General features: G+C 59.4%; 27 protein-coding genes. 2 read left to right on the top strand and 25 right to left on the bottom strand.

Annotated elements, in window-relative coordinates; translation table 11 throughout:
- Nucleotides 1-27: 27 nt before the first annotated feature.
- Complete coding sequence (locus AC1VXC_RS14280; RefSeq protein WP_313173221.1) at nt 28-567, top strand: pseudouridine synthase; 540 nt, start codon at nt 28-30, stop codon at nt 565-567.
- Nucleotides 568-669: 102 nt separating this feature from the next.
- On the opposite strand, the gene AC1VXC_RS14275 is transcribed toward AC1VXC_RS14280, so the two are convergent.
- The 16 genes from AC1VXC_RS14275 to AC1VXC_RS14200 all read right to left on the bottom strand — a co-directional run bounded on the left by AC1VXC_RS14275 (nt 670) and on the right by AC1VXC_RS14200 (nt 10,674).
- Nucleotides 670-1,410, bottom strand: coding sequence for a hypothetical protein (locus AC1VXC_RS14275; protein WP_313173220.1), 741 nt, complete (start codon nt 1,408-1,410; stop codon nt 670-672).
- A 61-nt stretch (nt 1,411-1,471) separates the two neighbouring features.
- Entirely contained in the window at nt 1,472-1,822 is a 351-nt protein-coding gene (locus tag AC1VXC_RS14270; RefSeq protein ID WP_313173219.1) for a hypothetical protein, read from the bottom strand.
- Between the two features lie 386 nt (nt 1,823-2,208).
- Nucleotides 2,209-2,589, bottom strand: a complete 381-nt coding sequence (locus AC1VXC_RS14265) for a VOC family protein (protein ID WP_481539311.1) — start codon at nt 2,587-2,589, stop codon at nt 2,209-2,211.
- Nucleotides 2,590-2,943: 354 nt separating this feature from the next.
- A complete protein-coding gene (locus AC1VXC_RS14260; protein WP_481539312.1) occupies nt 2,944-3,651 on the bottom strand; it encodes a hypothetical protein in 708 nt (235 codons plus the stop codon).
- Entirely contained in the window at nt 3,605-4,009 is a 405-nt protein-coding gene (locus AC1VXC_RS14255; protein ID WP_481526874.1) for a hypothetical protein, read from the bottom strand. The genes AC1VXC_RS14260 and AC1VXC_RS14255 overlap by 47 nt, the downstream gene beginning before the upstream one ends.
- 40 nt (nt 4,010-4,049) lie before the next feature.
- Nucleotides 4,050-4,523, bottom strand: coding sequence for a hypothetical protein (locus AC1VXC_RS14250; RefSeq protein WP_481539313.1), 474 nt, complete (start codon nt 4,521-4,523; stop codon nt 4,050-4,052).
- Nucleotides 4,520-4,843 (bottom strand): hypothetical protein, encoded by a 324-nt coding sequence (locus tag AC1VXC_RS14245; RefSeq protein WP_481539314.1) that lies wholly within the window; start codon nt 4,841-4,843, stop codon nt 4,520-4,522. The genes AC1VXC_RS14250 and AC1VXC_RS14245 overlap by 4 nt, the downstream gene beginning before the upstream one ends.
- Before the next feature lie 66 nt (nt 4,844-4,909).
- Entirely contained in the window at nt 4,910-5,341 is a 432-nt protein-coding gene (locus AC1VXC_RS14240; RefSeq protein ID WP_481539315.1) for a T6SS immunity protein Tdi1 domain-containing protein, read from the bottom strand.
- Nucleotides 5,342-5,787: 446 nt separating this feature from the next.
- A complete protein-coding gene (locus AC1VXC_RS14235) occupies nt 5,788-6,300 on the bottom strand; it encodes a hypothetical protein (protein ID WP_481539316.1) in 513 nt (170 codons plus the stop codon).
- Between the two features lie 63 nt (nt 6,301-6,363).
- Complete coding sequence (locus AC1VXC_RS14230) at nt 6,364-6,987, bottom strand: demethoxyubiquinone hydroxylase family protein (RefSeq protein ID WP_481539317.1); 624 nt, start codon at nt 6,985-6,987, stop codon at nt 6,364-6,366.
- 125 nt (nt 6,988-7,112) lie between these two features.
- A complete protein-coding gene (locus tag AC1VXC_RS14225) occupies nt 7,113-7,601 on the bottom strand; it encodes a hypothetical protein (RefSeq protein ID WP_481539318.1) in 489 nt (162 codons plus the stop codon).
- Nucleotides 7,602-7,668: 67 nt separating this feature from the next.
- Nucleotides 7,669-8,241 (bottom strand): hypothetical protein, encoded by a 573-nt coding sequence (locus AC1VXC_RS14220; protein WP_481539319.1) that lies wholly within the window; start codon nt 8,239-8,241, stop codon nt 7,669-7,671.
- 72 nt (nt 8,242-8,313) lie between these two features.
- Nucleotides 8,314-8,715, bottom strand: a complete 402-nt coding sequence (locus AC1VXC_RS14215; RefSeq protein WP_481539320.1) for a GFA family protein — start codon at nt 8,713-8,715, stop codon at nt 8,314-8,316.
- Between the two features lie 85 nt (nt 8,716-8,800).
- Entirely contained in the window at nt 8,801-9,091 is a 291-nt protein-coding gene (locus AC1VXC_RS14210; RefSeq protein WP_482995057.1) for a hypothetical protein, read from the bottom strand.
- A gap of 207 nt (nt 9,092-9,298) precedes the next feature.
- Entirely contained in the window at nt 9,299-9,601 is a 303-nt protein-coding gene (locus tag AC1VXC_RS14205) for a hypothetical protein (RefSeq protein ID WP_481539322.1), read from the bottom strand.
- A gap of 533 nt (nt 9,602-10,134) precedes the next feature.
- Nucleotides 10,135-10,674 (bottom strand): hypothetical protein, encoded by a 540-nt coding sequence (locus AC1VXC_RS14200; protein ID WP_481539323.1) that lies wholly within the window; start codon nt 10,672-10,674, stop codon nt 10,135-10,137.
- 143 nt (nt 10,675-10,817) lie between these two features.
- Between AC1VXC_RS14200 and AC1VXC_RS14195 the strand changes: the two genes are divergently transcribed.
- Nucleotides 10,818-11,168: a hypothetical protein gene (locus tag AC1VXC_RS14195; RefSeq protein WP_481539324.1), complete on the top strand. Its 351-nt coding sequence runs from the start codon at nt 10,818-10,820 to the stop codon at nt 11,166-11,168.
- 749 nt (nt 11,169-11,917) lie between these two features.
- Here AC1VXC_RS14195 and AC1VXC_RS14190 read toward each other — a convergent pair.
- The 9 genes from AC1VXC_RS14190 to AC1VXC_RS14150 all read right to left on the bottom strand — a co-directional run bounded on the left by AC1VXC_RS14190 (nt 11,918) and on the right by AC1VXC_RS14150 (nt 16,345).
- On the bottom strand, nt 11,918-12,349 hold the full coding sequence (locus AC1VXC_RS14190; protein WP_481539325.1) for a hypothetical protein: 432 nt from the start codon (nt 12,347-12,349) through the stop codon (nt 11,918-11,920).
- A gap of 165 nt (nt 12,350-12,514) precedes the next feature.
- Nucleotides 12,515-12,847, bottom strand: coding sequence for a hypothetical protein (locus tag AC1VXC_RS14185; protein ID WP_481539326.1), 333 nt, complete (start codon nt 12,845-12,847; stop codon nt 12,515-12,517).
- 131 nt (nt 12,848-12,978) lie between these two features.
- On the bottom strand, nt 12,979-13,248 hold the full coding sequence (locus tag AC1VXC_RS14180) for a hypothetical protein (RefSeq protein WP_313173200.1): 270 nt from the start codon (nt 13,246-13,248) through the stop codon (nt 12,979-12,981).
- Between the two features lie 75 nt (nt 13,249-13,323).
- A complete protein-coding gene (locus AC1VXC_RS14175; protein WP_313173199.1) occupies nt 13,324-13,776 on the bottom strand; it encodes a hypothetical protein in 453 nt (150 codons plus the stop codon).
- A gap of 318 nt (nt 13,777-14,094) precedes the next feature.
- Nucleotides 14,095-14,493 (bottom strand): hypothetical protein, encoded by a 399-nt coding sequence (locus tag AC1VXC_RS14170; RefSeq protein ID WP_481539327.1) that lies wholly within the window; start codon nt 14,491-14,493, stop codon nt 14,095-14,097.
- 125 nt (nt 14,494-14,618) lie between these two features.
- Entirely contained in the window at nt 14,619-14,891 is a 273-nt protein-coding gene (locus AC1VXC_RS14165) for a CPCC family cysteine-rich protein (RefSeq protein WP_481539328.1), read from the bottom strand.
- A gap of 63 nt (nt 14,892-14,954) precedes the next feature.
- Nucleotides 14,955-15,422 carry a hypothetical protein gene (locus tag AC1VXC_RS14160; protein WP_313494226.1) on the bottom strand — a complete coding sequence of 156 codons (468 nt, stop codon included), beginning with the start codon at nt 15,420-15,422 and terminating at the stop codon, nt 14,955-14,957.
- Between the two features lie 117 nt (nt 15,423-15,539).
- Nucleotides 15,540-15,869: a hypothetical protein gene (locus AC1VXC_RS14155; protein WP_313173195.1), complete on the bottom strand. Its 330-nt coding sequence runs from the start codon at nt 15,867-15,869 to the stop codon at nt 15,540-15,542.
- A 62-nt stretch (nt 15,870-15,931) separates the two neighbouring features.
- The gene (locus AC1VXC_RS14150) at nt 15,932-16,345 is read right to left on the bottom strand and encodes a hypothetical protein (RefSeq protein ID WP_313173194.1); all 414 of its coding nucleotides are present in this window, start codon (nt 16,343-16,345) and stop codon (nt 15,932-15,934) included.
- Nucleotides 16,346-16,522 lie beyond the last annotated feature (177 nt).

Raw genomic sequence — 16,522 nt, 5'->3', positions numbered from 1 at the left:
CCAGTCCCCTCGCAGAAACCTGTCGCAATGCTCATCGCCTTCAATAAACCGTTCAACGTGCTGTGCCAGTTCACTGACCGCAGCCAGCCGCCGCGTGCCACGCTCGCAGGCTTTGGGCTGCCGCCGAACGTGTACGCGGCCGGTCGTCTGGACTACGACAGCGAAGGCCTGTTGCTGCTCACCGATGATGGCAATCTTGCCCATCGGCTGACTGACCCGCGGCACAAACAAGCCAAGACCTATTGGGTGCAGGTCGAAGGTACCCCTACGGATGAAAAGCTGCAGGCGCTGCGTGATGGCGTGCAGCTCAACGATGGGCCGACCCTGCCGGCGCGGGTTGAACAGCTGGCCACCGCCCCGCCGCTATGGGAGCGCGACCCACCCGTGCGCTTCCGCAAGACCGTGCCGGACAGCTGGTTGGCAATCACCTTGCGCGAAGGTCGCAACCGCCAGGTCCGGCGCATGACGGCTGCGGTTGGCCTGCCGACGCTGCGACTGGTGCGGGCAGTGATGGGGCCGTATGCCCTGGATGAGCTTCAGCCCGGGCAGTGGCGCCAGCTGGGATGAGTGCGGTCGCCGGTGATAGCGCCGGCAGCATGGGCGTGGACGCCTGTCCTTCAGGTGCGGTGACACTCCCACATCCTTGTCGAGAGCGTCACCGCGCGGAAGCTATCTGCCCAACAGCCGCGACAGCAGGCCGGGTTCCTTGACGGGCAACCTGTCGCGATTCTCCCGAATGGCTTCGCCAAGTTGCTGTGCAGCGGCCTCGGCATACAGCAGGGCGCCGTCGGGATGACAGTTGTAAAGGTTGGACATGCTGCGGCTCTCCTTGAGGTTGAATGGACTGGGTTCAACCACCTCCGCCGCTTCGACCAGGCCCATGCCGGCACTGATGGCCGCATCCAGGGCCTGCCAGAAGATGCGCAGCCGTCCGTGTGAGAACACATCGTCCATCCGCGCGCGCACCCGTGGGTCGCGGTGATAGTCGCCGCGCAGCCGCTTCAGGTTTTCATGTGGCAGATAGACACCGCCGCAGTAGTTCTGGGTCAGCTGATTGTCGAAATGCATAGGCTGAAATTGATCGGGAACCAGCTGCTTCCAGTCACCCGCGTAGCCGGCCATCAACCCATCCTTCAACAGGAAGGAGAATGCACCGCCGCGGATGTAATGGTGTTGCCGCAGGAAGCCAAGGATGACCGCAACGTAGTAGGCATGGCCCCTGGCAAATGAAACGCCATGGTCGATCTTGCGCGCTTCGTCGAAGCGCAGGCGTAGCTGCTCGGTGTAGAAGGCATCAACGCCGAAGCGCTGCGCCAATGAACGATGGAAAAGTGGGTCTTCCAGGCCAGCAAAGTAGATCGAACGAACCTCGTCGTGCGCTATCGGGTGATAGCTGATGTCCCAACCCATGCTTACATCCTTGTCTGTCGTAGTTGTAGTGCTGATGCCGCACGTGCCTGTGCGGGTGTGGTTACCAGATCTCTATGGTGGTGGCGAAGCCGGCTGGATCATGTGCATGGATTGCGATTTCGGCGGGAACAAAGCTCCTTCCGCGATAGATGGGCCTGGCCGAGTAACGGTTGAGCTTTCCGAGGCGCATCATCGGTAATACGGTAGTGGTGTCTATCCTGTGTTTCTGGTCCGCAACCCATAGCGGCACAAACACCAGATTGTCGGCATCGCAGCTGCCGCCGAGCTCTTCGGGAATAAGCTGCAGCAACGTCAGTTCATATCGTCGTACTGCCGCTTCGCACTTCTGTCGCGTATCGAGATGGCAAAAGTCAGCGCACCCGGTTTTTCGGGAGCGGTGCCCGTCATGCATGGAACTCTCCTGTGGCCTGCCAGATGGAAGCGACTAGCTGATGCAACACGGCGAGCAGACGTTGCGTTGCCGGCTATCGCTTGCCGACGCGAACACGTCGCCGAGCGCGCCGCTGTTTTGGAGGCGAGAGAATACGAGAGTTTCGGTGGATCACCTTGTTACAACTGGGCATGAGGTGGCGCCGGTGCGGCATGTAAGCGTGCTACGATTGCTCGCCGCTGCGATGCCGGGCATAACAGGTGTTCCAGCGCACACCAGCACTGGATGCCGTCCAGTGACGATGCAGGACGGTTGCGCAAAAAGCTGACGTCCCGAATGGGGCGGATCGCAAGTTGCACGTCGCGATCCGCTGGCGAGTCAGGTGTGGAAGGGGTGTTGCGTGCATCCTACTGACCCGCGGGCGGCTCCCACAGCTCGACCTTGTTGCCTTCCGGGTCCATTACCCAGCCGAACTTCCCCTGCTCGGAGTGCTGCGGCTCACCCACGACATCACAGCCTTCCGCGCGCAGGGCGAGCAGGAGGGCGTCCAGATCGTCGACCCGGAAATTGATCATGAAAGACGCGCTGGATGGCGCCATGTAGTGGGTATCGGCTGCAAACGGACTCCAGAGCGTGGCACCTGCCGGGCTATCGGCACCGCCCCATTGAAAGACCGCGCCGCCCCAATCGCTTACCTCCAGGCCGAGGTGCTGGCGGTACCAGGCGGAAAGCGCCCTGGGATCGCTCGACTTGAAGAAGATGCCACCAATGCCGGTTACGCGCTTCATGCGGAGTCTCCTGGATCGACGGATGTGCGGTCATGGACCGGCTTGGGTGGGAGGGTGCTGGGGCTGCGCAGATTGGCAGCATGGGTGCCCCCGTCCTTCCACGAGGCGACCCATGCAATTGCTTCGATACAGATTGCAACGCCGCCAAGTACCAGGCTGCTCATCGTCGACGAAGCGATGTAAAGGCAGAGTGCAGTTCCAAACAACACGAAGGAAAGGATATGCAGGCTTCTCATGAGTGCGAGTCCGGGAACACGGAAGGGTCGATCGAGGCGCGCGTATCGTGACCGCATGATGATCGCCGCGGCCCATGCCGCCGGCCGCGCAGAGGGAAAGCGGATTCTGGCGCAGGGCTCATAAGGCCGCGCTCTGCGAGGAAACCAGATGATCATGACTTTGCTTGAACTCCGGGACGCTGAGGAGTTGCGACAACACCTCCATCAACGCCTGGTTTGACTGCGCGTAGCTCAGTAGTGGGCCCAGCGCATAGTAGTGCGCTTCCTCGCGCATTGCCGGCAGGTGCGCGGCAAGGCCGGCAACTATCTGCTCAGCTTGCATGCCGTCAGCAGCCAGGCGGCACAGGATCTCGATTGCATTCCCTTGTGTCCAGTCGTACTCGCCGTATGCAACGCGTTGCAGGAGGGGAATGGCGTCGCCGCCGAAGTTGTAGAAGATCTCGAAGATGGCGAACTGCCGGGCCGTCATCCAGCCGCCAAGTCCTTGGAACTGCATGGCGTACTCGGCAGGAGGGGAGTGCTCCGCATGGAACAGCGTCGCAAGATGCTCGATTTTCGTCGGCCCAAGTTCGTTGGCTGCGATACATGCGCGGTCGCGGAACGCATCCGGGTCGGCAACTGCCGCGGCCACCCAGTTGATGCGGTCATTGGCCGAATCGCATTGCAAGCCAGCGAGCACTGGTTGCGGTTCTGGCTCTGGTCGCTGCAAGTCAGCGCGGTGGGATATCAATCGACGCAGGAGCCGAGCGGCACGGGAAACAAGTGACGGGCCTGAATGTTTATGCATACCGCACACCAAAGCTTGGTGGCTGCGTGCAAAGAACATTGACGCACTCATAGTCACCGCTGACGAAGTATTCAAATACTTCGCCATAGAAGCCTGTTGGGACGTACGAGCCGGATATCTCCCCTTCCTCGCGCCATCCACCTGATTGCACCAGGGCAACCAGCGCCCCATCCAGTTCCTCATACTTCTCGATATTGGCGCGCCAGAACATCGAGAAATCCCGTTCATCAAGAATCTTCACCCCAATCACCCCCGCGAAGGAAATCTCTATTTGATGCCCGGAGGGGTGTGATACGAGGAAGATCGTGCAGGTCTTCATGTCGTGTACGACACGGGTGATGGAGGTCGACTCGGTAGTACAGACCGAGTCGGGTAGGTCCAGCAGGCGCACTTTCATGGCTGAAGACCCGGATCGGTTTTCCGATGCATCTGCGTGTTCACTTCCAAACCTCATCTGTCAGCCTTCTGAGCTCAGCGACCGCGTTGCCAAATTCTTCCCTGCTGAACACCGCAGTCTGGCTTGGGGCTGTCCATGCCACGGAGGTGACGATGCCGTTGACAACATCAAGCGCGCGGCCGGTCCTCACCCAGCGGATGTTCTGACCACCAGCCATCTGCTCAACCACCGCCACGGTGCAGCTCATGTCCATGTCGTCTGGGCAGACCAGCATGGGGACTATCGTTGAAGAATGATCTTCTCGTGGGCTCAGTAGCTTCCATGCATGCTCGCCGTCGCCCTCGTCCTGCAACCACCCTTGTGCCGGGACGAGACCGTCTGTGCTGTCCACGCCATCGGCGCCACAGACGACTCCCTTTATCCATTCGTGCAACGGGGTTTCATCAACGAATAGTACGGGATGCGGTGCGCGCGCATGGCGTGACCTGTGCATGCGGGCGGATAGCTTGTTCATGGCGTCTGCTGGGCAGCGCTCTGCCCGGATTGACGTGCGAAGGGTTGTTCGCATGCTTGTGCTCGGCGCCATCTTTTGGCCAAGGCGAAAGCCCTATGCCGTGTGCTCTGCAGGTAGTGTTTTCTCCCGGCCACCCATTCAAGGGAGCGTGCAATCTCATCATCGATCAACCCCCCTTGGTCGAGCCAGTCCAGCGCTTCCACCATCCAGCCCTGGCTGGGCCACGTCAACGCGGCCATGACCACATCTTTCGGCGAAACCGTGGCTTCCAGTTCGCAGAAGGGCCTGATCAGCTTCGACACCAACTCGCTTTGATTCATGTCATGCACCTGTGCGTGCGCCGAGCCTACCCCTGTTCCCGGTTGGCTCCGCGAATGCGTTGAAGGCTAGTCAGCAGCAGCGATCCTGAGGCGGGTGCCATCTTCCAGGCCCGAAATTTCCCGCGCGAGATGGCCGGAGGCGGCAATGAGCTCAGCCAGCGACATCATGGCGAGATTGTCGCCACCGTACTCGCCGCCAAGCACGCCGGGAATCTTGAGGCAGTACTTGTAGTCGGGTGGCAACGCGCCAAGGCGCTCACGCGCCTCGTCAACCAGGCCCTGCATCTGCCAGTCCTCAACGAACTCAGCATCGCGCGACAGTTGATCGAGTGCTTCGCGGGTTCCGGCGACAGCCTCGCAGTACAGGTCCTCGGGGCAAAGGCGCCAGTAGCATCCGTTCCGGTCCTTGATCATCAGGTTGCCGAAGTCATTCTCCCCGACGATCTGCTCAGCATCCAGCCCGGTCCAGCACCACGACTGTTGGACGATAGCGATCACTTCCTGAGTTCCTTCTGTTGAAGCTGGGCGGGGGGGGGCAGCGGGTTCGACCCGAATGCACTGTCGGCTGACTATCGTTGGTGCCTACCAACGCTGCCAGATTATCTCCTGATCCAAGGCCGACAGCGCATATCTGGCTCCTTCGCGAACATGCTGGTCGGGATGATCCTGCTCTGCGGATATCACAGGGATGATTGAGCGATCACCCGGCTCGCCGAGAAGCTCCAGAAATTTTCCGCGGCCAAACGGGTCCTGCGTGCTATGTAGCAACACCAGCAAGCGCAGGACTGGCATCGCAGGATTGGGTCGCATTCCTTGATATGCGTTCTCGAACCGCATCGGATCGATGGCGAGAATCTGTTCCAGCCATGTGTCCAGTTGTAGCTATAGCGGTTCCACGGAATCCGACGGGACAAACGCGAACAGCGCCTCCCGCCAGGCTGTAACTACTTGCTGCCCAGCAAGCGGGATAGGCGTACCGCCTCATCGTGCAAGTGCGCGGACGTTTCGTGTGTCCAGCTGTCATCGCACCAATCACAGCAGCTATAGAGATCCCCAAGCCACCCTTGGCCGTCGGCGACCAGCCGTTGTGGCCGTGGGACGCTGGCCATTTCCACGTTGAACAGGATATCGAGCCGGTCAACCAATCTGCACAATGCCTGGACGGATATGTCCCTGGCAGTGAAGGCATTCAGTGATCGGCGTAGAACCTCCGCAGCAACAGGTTCCGCCTCGACGGATGCCGGCCGGAAGCCATTGAGGTCTGCAGCCATCGTCAGCAGGAGACCCTCGGCCAGGTCTGGCGCGGGGAGGGGATACAGTTCCCAGATGAGGGGGTGGAGCTCATCCGTAGCCAGTACGACAGCGTCCGCCCAGCGTGCCAGCTCATCGGGATTGCCGGCTCCGCACCAGAACGCCATGGCGAGGCAGTTCAGTTCTTCGCGGATCTCATCCATCATGCGGTCGGCACCCAACGTGGCGTGTCGTCGTAAGGGCGTGTCGCCGAAACGCAGCGGCCCCGCTCACAATCGCATGCCCGCCCATATGACGGCTTCGGTCGACACAGACACTATCGGGGTAAGCAACCTGGGCCAGAAGGCGCCAGGCCCGATGTGGTCAAGTGATTGGTCATGGTGCTGCTGCTCCTCCGCGACAATGGACGAAATGACCGCGATGGCGGACGGGTCCCGGCCCTCAAGCACGGACAGCTGTTGCTCCAGGTGCCTGAGCACCACCGCTTCAACGGCTGCGGTGGTGGCGGCTATGGCAGCAGTACCCAGCAGGCCGGTTACCACGCCCAGCGCAAAACCTCCCGCGCCGCAGAGCCAATAACTGCGGCAGCGGCCGACGCCGCGTCGCTGGAGTTCGGCAGCGAAGATCGCCCGGTGTCCTTGCTCGTGGGAGCGGAACTCCGCCAGCTGCGCAAGCATCGCCGGCGCGGTAAGCCGGGCCATCAAGATCTGGCCGGCGTAGATGTTCACCGCGCCATGTTCACCGGCGTTATTGACCTTGATGATCCGATTGCCGACTTCCTTGCCTGGACCTTGCACGAATACCCCTGGATGACCATCAACCTGCGGGCCGGATCGACCCATCAGCCGCACCCAGCCATGCTGGATGACGGGTTGCTGGGCATGTTCACGCATGCGCGGCATGGCGTCCAGCCCATGGAGCCTGTGTCAGTTCGACGAAATCGCGCCTCGGCAATCTGCAAGCAACGACACGACTGTCCGGCGACCACCTCGCCCGCAATGATCGACAGGTGTGCGAACTACCACACCAATAGCCTTCCGCCTGGCCAACGTCCCTGCCACCCGCAGGGAAAATGCCCCGCCCGGTACACTTGCAGGAGCTGCAGGAAGAAATCTGGACGCCCCTTGCAGCTCCGGTACTCATGTTCCATCACCGCAGCGATGACGTCCCAGCTTGCTGCGTCCAGCAGGCTCTTGCCGAGTCCCATCCTGTCAGCGAAAGCGCGCCATGAGGTCTCGCACAACCGCGAAACAACGCACTCCTTGGCGGAAACAGCGATTCCATTCCAGCGCTGATACGCGTCGCGATGGTGCCTGTGCAGGAACTCCGTCAATCGATTCCTTGCATCAATCGTCGCATCCTCCCAGGCCTGGCTGCTGCACAGATCCATCGCCTGTGGCCAGCCTGATACCTGTTCTGCGTCGAATGGCAGGGGCGCGATGAGGGGTTGCCCGCAGTCATTGAACCAGGGGATTTTCTCCAGTTCTGTTGCAAATGACTCGTCCATTGTTTTCCACCTGGTCGTAGCATCGGTTTCGCCGCATCCAGGCGCCGATCCCGGTTCAAGCATCCGGTCAGGGGCGCAACAACGATGCAACCGCGTCCCAGTACCAGGATCGCTCGTCGATGGTTGCCGCGGCCAGCGGCGTTGGGTGCAGAACGACAACCGTGTCGATCCCCTTGTCCCGAAGGATCTCCTGCGTTCGCTGTAGCAGGCGGCGATTGCCGGTCAACCAATGCCGTCGCCCAGGTGCGAGCATGGCAATTGCGTCCGGTATCGAGCAGGACAGCTTTTGCCGGAGGTTGATCAGCGCCGCTTTGTCCGTCCTGTCAAAGGTCGGTTCGATCACATAGTGCGCGCCAGCCGCGGTCGAAAGATCGTATTTGTCCTGCAGGTACTCCATCCAGGATTGCGCGCTGCCAACCGTCTCGACGTCGCCGGACGCCACGCTGACCAGGTGCGCGGATACACCTACATAACAACGATCGAGCATCCCGTGGACGACATAGTCCTCGCTGTTGCAGCACACCACCCAGTAATCCCCGCGTGGGGAAAGATCACAGGACTGGATGGCGAACCGTTCCCCTGGCGCGCTGTCCTCGCAGCGACGTAGAACCGTGGATCTTGCATCTTCGGCGGAAATCATCGATCACTGTAGTGCGTTGGAGGTGGGTTGAACCGTGCCGCAGCATCGGACCGGCAGATTACAAGGTGAGCCTTACATCGGGAAGCCATCGAAGCTCGGGGTCCCGGCTGGCCTCCGCTCCCATCCGGCCTTGCTGGCGACGAAGATATGCGCGCTCGGCGCGATATCAACGTCCGTCGTCAAGGCACCTGCAGGAACAACGAGCAGGCCGTCCAGCGTATAGGGAAGGGCAGATCCGCAGGCGGCGCAGAAAGATCGGGTATGCCTTGTTCCGGGTAGTGTGTAGGTGGTCCGCTGTCCCTCCCCGGAACGCCAAACCAGTGTTGTCGATGACGAGAACAGGTTGGCGGTGTGCGCAGCGCCGGAGTCCTTCTGGCAATGCGTGCAGTGGCATAGGTAGAAGCTCTCGAACGCACCTTCAACTTCAAACTGGTTGGCTCCGCATAGACACGCACCCATGTGTTGATCGCGCATTGGAGGATTCCCTTGAATCGCCTTTGCAGTCGGCGGCACCTGAAGTCACCGTTGCAGGCGCCCGCGAAAGATATGGCGAGGATGGTCACGGCACCATGGAAAGGCCCATGGTGGAAGGTAGCTCGGCAACAAAGGTACTGGGGTGCAACGCACCAGCCGCGCGCAGACGAATGGCCTCGGACTGGCAGGTGGTGATGAATGCAGCTTTCTCTGGAAGCGTAGCGGCCTGCAGGGCTGCGGCCATCTCTTCCAATGCAGCAATGGCTGCATCAGGGTCGACCAGGGCTTCACTCGATTGCTCGAGGAAGCATGCCGCGCCAATGATTGCGTGACAAAGATTGTTCATCAGATGTTCTGAGGGTGGACGGGTTGGCATCCAGGATTGTGAGCTCGCTGGTGAGACGTACCGGCATCGTGTCCTAGCTGGCAGGCGCTGTCTCGATTCTGGGCCAGATGGAGGTTGCGACCTGGCAGCAGTGCCACCGTACCCTGTGCCTGCCGTCCAGATCGTTGGGTGGTCTCTTTCATGGACGGGATCTCCAGGTGACGCCATCCCGCAGGCCGGTGCGGCTGGAATGAATGATCAGGGAGCAGCCTGGAACCAATGGGCGTGGACAAGCTCAAGAAACTCCTGATCCATTGGCAATCCGGAGGCAGAGCCGATAACTGTGTTGCCGGTACCGCAGGCTGGGCAGCACGCGGTCTGCCCGCCGTCCATCCAACGAATGATTGCGTCAGGGGCGAAGTCGGCGAAGCAGAAGAAGCATGCACATCGAATACTGTTTGAGATCTCTGTGCGGTTCTCTGTTGCATGGCGCCAAGCCTGGTATTGGTCGAAACCAAACCGGGTTGCCAGATGGTGCTCGATACGCTGGGGGTCGGTCATGCGGCTATCCTGAATCACGCCAGCTGGCTTATCAATCCTGGGTTGACCAACGTCCTGCACGGCTGACGGGTTCGTTGGAAGACGGGCCCATCGCAACTGACCAATCATGGCCTGTGAATGCAGCCCCCCGAACTATCGCCTTCCACCCCACTCGGAAAACTCTACACCCTTGGAATCTTCGTGATCACCGAAAGTAATCCATGAGACAAGCGGACGAGCCTCAGCGATAGCGAAGGTTTCTGGTTCGGTCGCTTCTTTGCACCACTTGATGGGATCGACGTGCAAGCCAACAGGGCCCAGCACCTCTCCATTCTTCCGGGAGCCCCGCATAGATGCCCAATGTCCGTAGAACCGTGCGGCAGAATGGGCATCCCAGCAGCTTGCACCTCTGCAAGGTCGGAGTCTGAAAGTGGCTTTGATCTGCGAAGCGAGACGCCGGCAGCCGGCGAGAATGAAACGGAAAGGACGACCAAGCGCATCGCCGTTTCGATACCCCGACGCGTCGGGTTGAACCGCAGGACGCGGTCACCAGGCTAGTTGGGGCCGATCGAATCGCCGAGTGGCGATACCTGGACAAACATCAGTTCTACGGCGCTGGCAGCCGCCACATCAAGTTCATGCCATTTGCTGTTTGGTAATACGCCAAACCACCATCCATCGCTGTCGATGGATGAGCGAAACATCCGGTAGTGGACTTTGGTGGAGATCAGATCGTTCACAGCGGCGACAACGTCCGGGAACTGATCGTCCTGCTCGATGCTATACCGGATACGCGCTGAGCGGCCGAGTACGGATATCTGTCCTTCGTCCCCGTCTTCGCCAAGATCATGGTGGAGGTCCAGGTCCAGGCGACCGAGTTGAACGGCCATGTCCTCGACGGCTTCCTGCAGCCATCCCCGCCAGTCCACCGCGAATATGAAGGGGCTTTCAGACAGTACGGACTCAAGGTCACTCGCTTCGAATCCATCATCCGTTCGCCATCGCTGGTACTTGCGTGAGTCTGGGCCAATGTCGAAGGTCTCCAGCACGATATGGGCGATATCCAGGGGGATCTTGCGTACTTCTGCGGTCATGGGTGTTTTTCACCTGATGTGTGCGGCAAGTCAGCCAACTGGCTTTGGACGGGCCAGCAGGGTGTTGCCGCAATGAGGACGTCGCGTTTGAACCGGTGCCTGCGTGGTGCGCTACTGCAGTCACTTGCTCGAAGATCCACCATGTGAACAGTAACAAGATACTTGAGAGCACACCAAAGCGGCCGGGCAATTTTGTTTTGGCCGCAACCAGCGAAGCGGCTATCACGACGCATATGAACGCAATGACGGTGATTCCGAAGCCGATCATGCCCGCCGTGTTCAGGAACTCGATCTGCTCTGGTGTCGGCGGTCTTGAATCAACGATCTGCACAGGGCGATGGGACATGATGGTTGACGCCTGGTTTGTGCCGTGCCGTGAAGCGGCGTTGGCTTGGGTGAATTCTCAGTCCGCGGAACATTCGACACCCCGCAGCCGCAGCGCCTTGCACAGGGCATCGAGCCTGCCGTCGGAATCGTCATCTGCGATGAAATAGCGACCATTGCGGAGGGCGGCCATCCCCGACGCGAATGCGAACACAGGTGAATCATGGTTCCGCACTGATCCTTCAAGATAGTAGTTGTAGAGACCGTCGGATCTCGTGTTTGAATGGACACACTCCAGGCGGCTTAACCACTTGCCAAATGCCGAGTTCACCCTGTGCAGCTCAGGAAACCGTTGTCGGAGTGGTGTCGGCAGAAAGTGCACCTCCCCAACGGTCCACAGCTGACCACGCCTAATCCGTGGGAGAAAGACGGTGACAACCGGGGACGCCAATGGGTCAATGGATCCGTCCGCGCGATAGGAAGTCGGCCCATAGTCAGGGAAAGACAGGATCGCACCCCGCTCAGAGGGAGTCTCCACAGGGGCTCGCCCTAGTGCGCGGAACCACCCCAGCACTTCGGAGGGTTCGTTGGGATCCGCTATGAATCTGTGGGTACTGCCCATCTGGCCTCCGTGATCCAACGTCTGAGTCGAGCCGAGCCGCGAAACGGCTTCTACGTGGAAGGACTGTCAGGCATCTGGCCGGTTGGCCACCTGGAAGCGCTTGAAGATATATCCGGCACCAATCCAGTAGCCGTGATGCGTCGCCCGTGTAGTGAGTTGTGCTGTTACGCGAAGCTGTGTCTGCTTTGGTCGTGCAACCGTAACCAGGCCAGAAAGCTCATCAACCGGCGCCGGCAACGCATCCAGAATTGCCGGGCTTCAGCATCCAGTGTAGGGGTTGCACATCCTGAGAAGCCATCAGCCCGGGCTGGACAAGCGTCCGCCAGACCGCGCGCCCGCCTGCGGTCCCAGACTGAGCGTGACCACAAAGCCGGCAAACAGGTATGCCGGCAAGCCCATGAGGATCAGCGGAGCAACGCCTATCAGCGGATGGAGGCGGGATAGGGCAGAGAGGAATGCCCCAGCCAAACCCCAAGCGACGAAATAGATCACGCCGGTCCAGGAAAGGAACAGCAGTACACGCGCGCCCCAGCTGCGACCACGTCCGGTAGCGATGCCTGCAGCAATTCCCGCGACGCCTGTTAGAAAGACAAAGCTGGCATGAACCCACTGGATTGGCTTTGACCCAGAACCCGCTTTCAGCAGTATCGCCAGCATGACCAGGGCTGTGAGCAGCCAAAGCCAGCCAACGAGGCGGGTGCCGAGGCCGAGTTCGCGCTTGTTTGTCATCGTGGTAGATGTCCTTGATCAGGCTGCCGGTCGAGGCAGCAACGTGTTGAAAGAGCTCTCTAGAGAGGACATGCGCAACAACAGGCGGCGTTGCTGGTGATGCCAACGATGTTGCTTGCACTTGGACATGCCTGAGACATCTTGGATGCAGGTCCCGACGAACGGTTACGCGGAAGTCGTGATGACATAAGCGGCCGCCCCCAGCGCTGCAACCGCACCGAGAAGAATCACGAATCCGAAACGGAGACGAGCAGGAATGGGCCCTTCACCGTACGTCCGCTCAACGGCTTTCCTATCCAGGATCCAGCCGTGATTGCAGCGGGTGCAGGCAAGCTGGTAGCGCTTGGCGTAGACAAAGCCAAAAAGCAGATCAAACTCGCCGAACCTGTATCTGAGCTGCGTCTGGAAGTCTGTTGTCTGGTCACAGCCCGGACAATACTTCTGCTCTGGAGAGCCCAGAGGGACGATTCGCTCCCCTTGTCCAATCATGAACATCATGACGACCTTCCTTAGCCGCTTGGTTTGCAGATCAGTCGATGGCGACGTCGACTGTGTGTAGTGAATTGATGGGTGCAAGCATAGTCCTGAATCACTCAGTGTTGCTTACCGGCGCAAACCAGAGCATACCGTTATGCCTGATCGCGTACAGCCTGAGTGAGCCTTGCCTCAAAATTGCTTGCCAGCATCTGATCTACTGCGGCCAGAGCCCGCGTGGCTTGCTGCGGATCAAACCTGCCGCCTTCCAGGACAGTGGCGGCTTGGTTGTGCAGCGCATATGACAGATGGGCAGCGGCTTTGACCGCCGGATCCTGGCTGTCTCCAGAGCCAAGATGATGGGCGAGTAGAAGCCGGATCTCATGGACAGCGAATGCGAGCACTTGTTCCTGCGTGATGGCCATTCAAGTACCGTTCCTTGGGGGCATGATGTCCGGGGCGATCCGCAGTCACGAAGCGTTGGCCGGGTTGGACGACTCTCAAACTGCGCCGAGCCTCCCAATCGCGTCCATGACGAAGCTTGCCTCCGCAGAGGTGGTCCACGTCACCTGCGGCGGTTCGAGGGAAAGCACATCCACGATATCACTGCCGGAAATGATGCAGTAGTGGTGCGGGGTATCAGCGAAGGTGATCGCCTGCACGGAGTTTGCTGCCCAGAGTGAATTCTCAACCTTCAGAAATGGAAACGTCCACGACGTTCCTGGCGACTTCGGGAGCAATCGATCTCCAGACTCACCAGGCCACGGATGCGCAAATTCCTCATGGATGCTGACGGCTTCAAACCGCTCGAAGCGAAGCACCAGCAGCTTGCCGTCTCCAAAGTCGCCATCGCAGATGAGGGTCATTGCACCGGCCAAATGCTGAACGACAAATACGCCTGCCAGAAAGACCGGAACGTGTTCGATCGGGAACCACGGTGTGAAGTTCTGCATGGCCTTGTTCGCGCGGTCCGGGGGGAGGGCAGAGTTGGGGTGAGCCACGAAACGGACGTGGCTTGAGTGCATGATCAGGTGACGCGCTCATCTTGCCTGCGGGTCGCGGGAAGTCAAAGGCCAGGATCAGGTCGCGCCATGAAGCACGGTCGGCTTGACGGAATCGTTGGCTGCAAATCGTATCCCCACGCGCAAGCCATCCGTCACTTCCTCGAGTTCACGCGGGTCATGGACAATACGCAAGGCCCCAATGTTGGATTCCGCACGTACGACGCAGAGCCTCATGCCATCTACGCGTGTGATAAGAACGCCTGCATCCTAGGTGACCGACTCCATATCACCTATCTCGCGGGCTTCCAGGACATCGATGCTCGCAATCGAGGCCGCTGCACCGAGATGGAATTCCAGATGGTCTCTGCAGTAGCTGGTCTCGTTCGCTTGCGGATTCGATTTGTACGTGATGCCCCGCGGTGCTTCGGACAATCGTGCGCTGAGACAATGGTAGTTCAACCATTCCTTTGGCGTATCTCCCCAGGCGCTTTGAAGGATGAGGAAATTTCTCAGGCCAAGCTGTACTGATACAGACATGACTTCGATGGCAGAGCTGCCGAACGTGATGTCGGCGCTGTCACTCAATAGCGTCTGGATCCTGAAGCCAAGCAGGGACCTCAGTGCGTTGATGGACGTACGATCCAGACGGCGGATGATCTCATTCATGGGGCTTACTCCGCAGCCGATTTTCTCGGCGCAGTGGCTGCGACTGGAGCGGCCGGCGAGGCTGGGATCCTGAGCCAGTGGGCGTGAACTCTCCACTCGTGGAGCAGGTCCGACTTGAATGGCTGTCAACGCTGGATGAGGCGCGCCACATGATGATATGCCCTACGTGCAGACACAGAAACCACCTTGTTTGTAAAGCTGGCAGCGCAAGCGCCGAACGCGATGAAGTTCTTGCGCCCTTCGTGAAGTGAGAGTCCGTGATTTGCGCACGAAGATGCATCAGGGTCTGAAACGCCAAAGGCATCCTGCTCCCAGAAGCAGACCGGGCAAATCTCGTAATCGTGGCCGCCCGGGATGCTGAAGTAATCACAGCAATCGCACTGAACAAGAAATTCCATCAGGGTGAACTCCGACTCCGGAACTGCACCGCGCCGCATGGCGGCGTCGGCTTGACTAGTCTTTCAGGGGGCAACTGCATCGGGGTATGAATGCTTTGAGCTGTTGAGATCATCAGCAAGCTTCCCGATCCTGGAGAGCAGTTTGCCGACATCTTCTTCTGGATCCGCATGGAAGTAGTCGATGGTGAACCGAAGCGTTGTACCAAACTGATCTCCGATGGGCGGAAGAGCGAGGCTCCTGATCTGCATCGGCTCGCCACCACGCGCCGCGTCGCGTACCCACCACGAGATGAACTCAAGTGCATTGAGGCCTTTGCTGTCTCGGGTGATACCGAAATTTGCCGATACAACAAGCTCGCTGGCCAATCCGCCCTTGGTACGCCTTAGCGAGCCGAGGGGAAGGTCCCCGTAGGGAGGAAGGCTGAAATCACTTTCCGGAATGTCACTCAGATCCGCCTTGCCTATTCTCGCATCGGTAATTCCGGGAATGGACTCTATGGCGTCTTGCAGCTTTTTTACTTCAGGCGGCATGTCAGCTCCAAAAAAGGAAGCGAAAGAAAACAATGACCAATAGTGTAGAGCGAACCATCTACCGCCTGTAACACCGTAATCGGGCCGCCGCGAAGCGGAGTCGACTTGGATTGGCCGTCAGGTTGCGGCCGAAGTAGCTGAGCGATCAATCACTTCGAAGTCGGGGCCGAGTTGAACGCGCAGCATCTCCAGGAATCGCTGCGCCGCGACATTGAATCGGTCCCGCTCCGCCGCCTCCCATGGCGATGGGTCAGGCGGATAGGTCCAGTCAATGCCTGTGTCATACCAACTGCACAGGTGGTGGGCGAAACGCCATGTATTCTCCGGCAAAGGGAGAAGGTGCGCTTCGACACAGCACCCCCACTTATCCTTGGTGGCGTCATTTCCCGACCAGAGGCAGGCGCCACTACCGGGGTCGAAGAAAAATTCGAGGAGATAGATGGGCATGTTGAGTGGCTTGGCTCCGGAGTTGGGCTGGGCCGCGAAGAGATGTCGGCCTCAGTGAAATGCTAGGCATCTTTCACTGGCCTTGCGATGCAGTCAGGCCATCCGAGTAGCCTGAGCTCATTTGAGACAGCGGATGGGAAGTGATCTATATGGCTGATGGAACGCATGCGCATGGGAAGTTGCGACAAAAGTCGATAGTGACTGGTTGGATTGTGATGACGATGAAGAAATAGCGCTATCGCAGCCAAATACTCCGGATTTCTAGCGCCGGAAACAAAAAAGAACCGTCCTGCATTCTCGGTCTGCCCATCCATGGCGAGTGCACGGCCCAGGAGCTCCAGATGCCCGGTGTCGTACGCCGCACCAAAACAACTCCTCGCGAGATGGGACAAAGCTGTTGCAGCGTCTCCATTGGCCAGCGCCGACTCAGCCGCCGCAATCTTCCATTTCTTGGGCCGACCACTGCGAATCTTCATACGTGTCCAAATCTGGAATCAAGTCGGCCCGCGCAGCGGATTTGGCTCGAATTAACTGTTAGGCGCGTTGACCTGCGTACGGATCTTGTAGCCAATTAGCCAGTGAGTCCGGGGTGGATATTATCTGCCTCGAGCCAAGCCCGTCGAACGGTGGCCGGGGCCTTGTAGCGGTGGGCG

It is taken from the genome of Stenotrophomonas sp. STEN033 (assembly GCF_056856655.1).
The sequence above is the reverse complement of the archived record's forward strand: the minus strand, read 5'-3'. Positions and strand labels throughout refer to the sequence as shown.

Excerpts from the sequence above, each read along its gene's own strand:
- AC1VXC_RS14280 (WP_313173221.1), top strand. The coding sequence starts at position 28 with ATGCTCATCGCCTTCAATAAACCGTTCAACGTGCTGTGCCAGTTCACT.
- AC1VXC_RS14275 (WP_313173220.1), bottom strand. The coding sequence starts at position 1,410 with ATGGGTTGGGACATCAGCTATCACCCGATAGCGCACGACGAGGTTCGT.
- AC1VXC_RS14270 (WP_313173219.1), bottom strand. The coding sequence starts at position 1,822 with ATGCATGACGGGCACCGCTCCCGAAAAACCGGGTGCGCTGACTTTTGC.
- AC1VXC_RS14265 (WP_481539311.1), bottom strand. The coding sequence starts at position 2,589 with ATGAAGCGCGTAACCGGCATTGGTGGCATCTTCTTCAAGTCGAGCGAT.
- AC1VXC_RS14260 (WP_481539312.1), bottom strand. The coding sequence starts at position 3,651 with ATGTTCTTTGCACGCAGCCACCAAGCTTTGGTGTGCGGTATGCATAAA.
- AC1VXC_RS14255 (WP_481526874.1), bottom strand. The coding sequence starts at position 4,009 with ATGAAAGTGCGCCTGCTGGACCTACCCGACTCGGTCTGTACTACCGAG.
- AC1VXC_RS14250 (WP_481539313.1), bottom strand. The coding sequence starts at position 4,523 with ATGAACAAGCTATCCGCCCGCATGCACAGGTCACGCCATGCGCGCGCA.
- AC1VXC_RS14245 (WP_481539314.1), bottom strand. The coding sequence starts at position 4,843 with ATGAATCAAAGCGAGTTGGTGTCGAAGCTGATCAGGCCCTTCTGCGAA.
- AC1VXC_RS14235 (WP_481539316.1), bottom strand. The coding sequence starts at position 6,300 with ATGATGGATGAGATCCGCGAAGAACTGAACTGCCTCGCCATGGCGTTC.
- AC1VXC_RS14230 (WP_481539317.1), bottom strand. The coding sequence starts at position 6,987 with ATGCGTGAACATGCCCAGCAACCCGTCATCCAGCATGGCTGGGTGCGG.
- AC1VXC_RS14225 (WP_481539318.1), bottom strand. The coding sequence starts at position 7,601 with ATGGACGAGTCATTTGCAACAGAACTGGAGAAAATCCCCTGGTTCAAT.
- AC1VXC_RS14220 (WP_481539319.1), bottom strand. The coding sequence starts at position 8,241 with ATGATTTCCGCCGAAGATGCAAGATCCACGGTTCTACGTCGCTGCGAG.
- AC1VXC_RS14215 (WP_481539320.1), bottom strand. The coding sequence starts at position 8,715 with ATGCGCGATCAACACATGGGTGCGTGTCTATGCGGAGCCAACCAGTTT.
- AC1VXC_RS14210 (WP_482995057.1), bottom strand. The coding sequence starts at position 9,091 with ATGCCAACCCGTCCACCCTCAGAACATCTGATGAACAATCTTTGTCAC.
- AC1VXC_RS14205 (WP_481539322.1), bottom strand. The coding sequence starts at position 9,601 with ATGACCGACCCCCAGCGTATCGAGCACCATCTGGCAACCCGGTTTGGT.
- AC1VXC_RS14200 (WP_481539323.1), bottom strand. The coding sequence starts at position 10,674 with ATGACCGCAGAAGTACGCAAGATCCCCCTGGATATCGCCCATATCGTG.
- AC1VXC_RS14190 (WP_481539325.1), bottom strand. The coding sequence starts at position 12,349 with ATGACAAACAAGCGCGAACTCGGCCTCGGCACCCGCCTCGTTGGCTGG.
- AC1VXC_RS14185 (WP_481539326.1), bottom strand. The coding sequence starts at position 12,847 with ATGATGTTCATGATTGGACAAGGGGAGCGAATCGTCCCTCTGGGCTCT.
- AC1VXC_RS14180 (WP_313173200.1), bottom strand. The coding sequence starts at position 13,248 with ATGGCCATCACGCAGGAACAAGTGCTCGCATTCGCTGTCCATGAGATC.
- AC1VXC_RS14175 (WP_313173199.1), bottom strand. The coding sequence starts at position 13,776 with ATGCAGAACTTCACACCGTGGTTCCCGATCGAACACGTTCCGGTCTTT.
- AC1VXC_RS14170 (WP_481539327.1), bottom strand. The coding sequence starts at position 14,493 with ATGAATGAGATCATCCGCCGTCTGGATCGTACGTCCATCAACGCACTG.
- AC1VXC_RS14165 (WP_481539328.1), bottom strand. The coding sequence starts at position 14,891 with ATGGAATTTCTTGTTCAGTGCGATTGCTGTGATTACTTCAGCATCCCG.
- AC1VXC_RS14160 (WP_313494226.1), bottom strand. The coding sequence starts at position 15,422 with ATGCCGCCTGAAGTAAAAAAGCTGCAAGACGCCATAGAGTCCATTCCC.
- AC1VXC_RS14155 (WP_313173195.1), bottom strand. The coding sequence starts at position 15,869 with ATGCCCATCTATCTCCTCGAATTTTTCTTCGACCCCGGTAGTGGCGCC.
- AC1VXC_RS14150 (WP_313173194.1), bottom strand. The coding sequence starts at position 16,345 with ATGAAGATTCGCAGTGGTCGGCCCAAGAAATGGAAGATTGCGGCGGCT.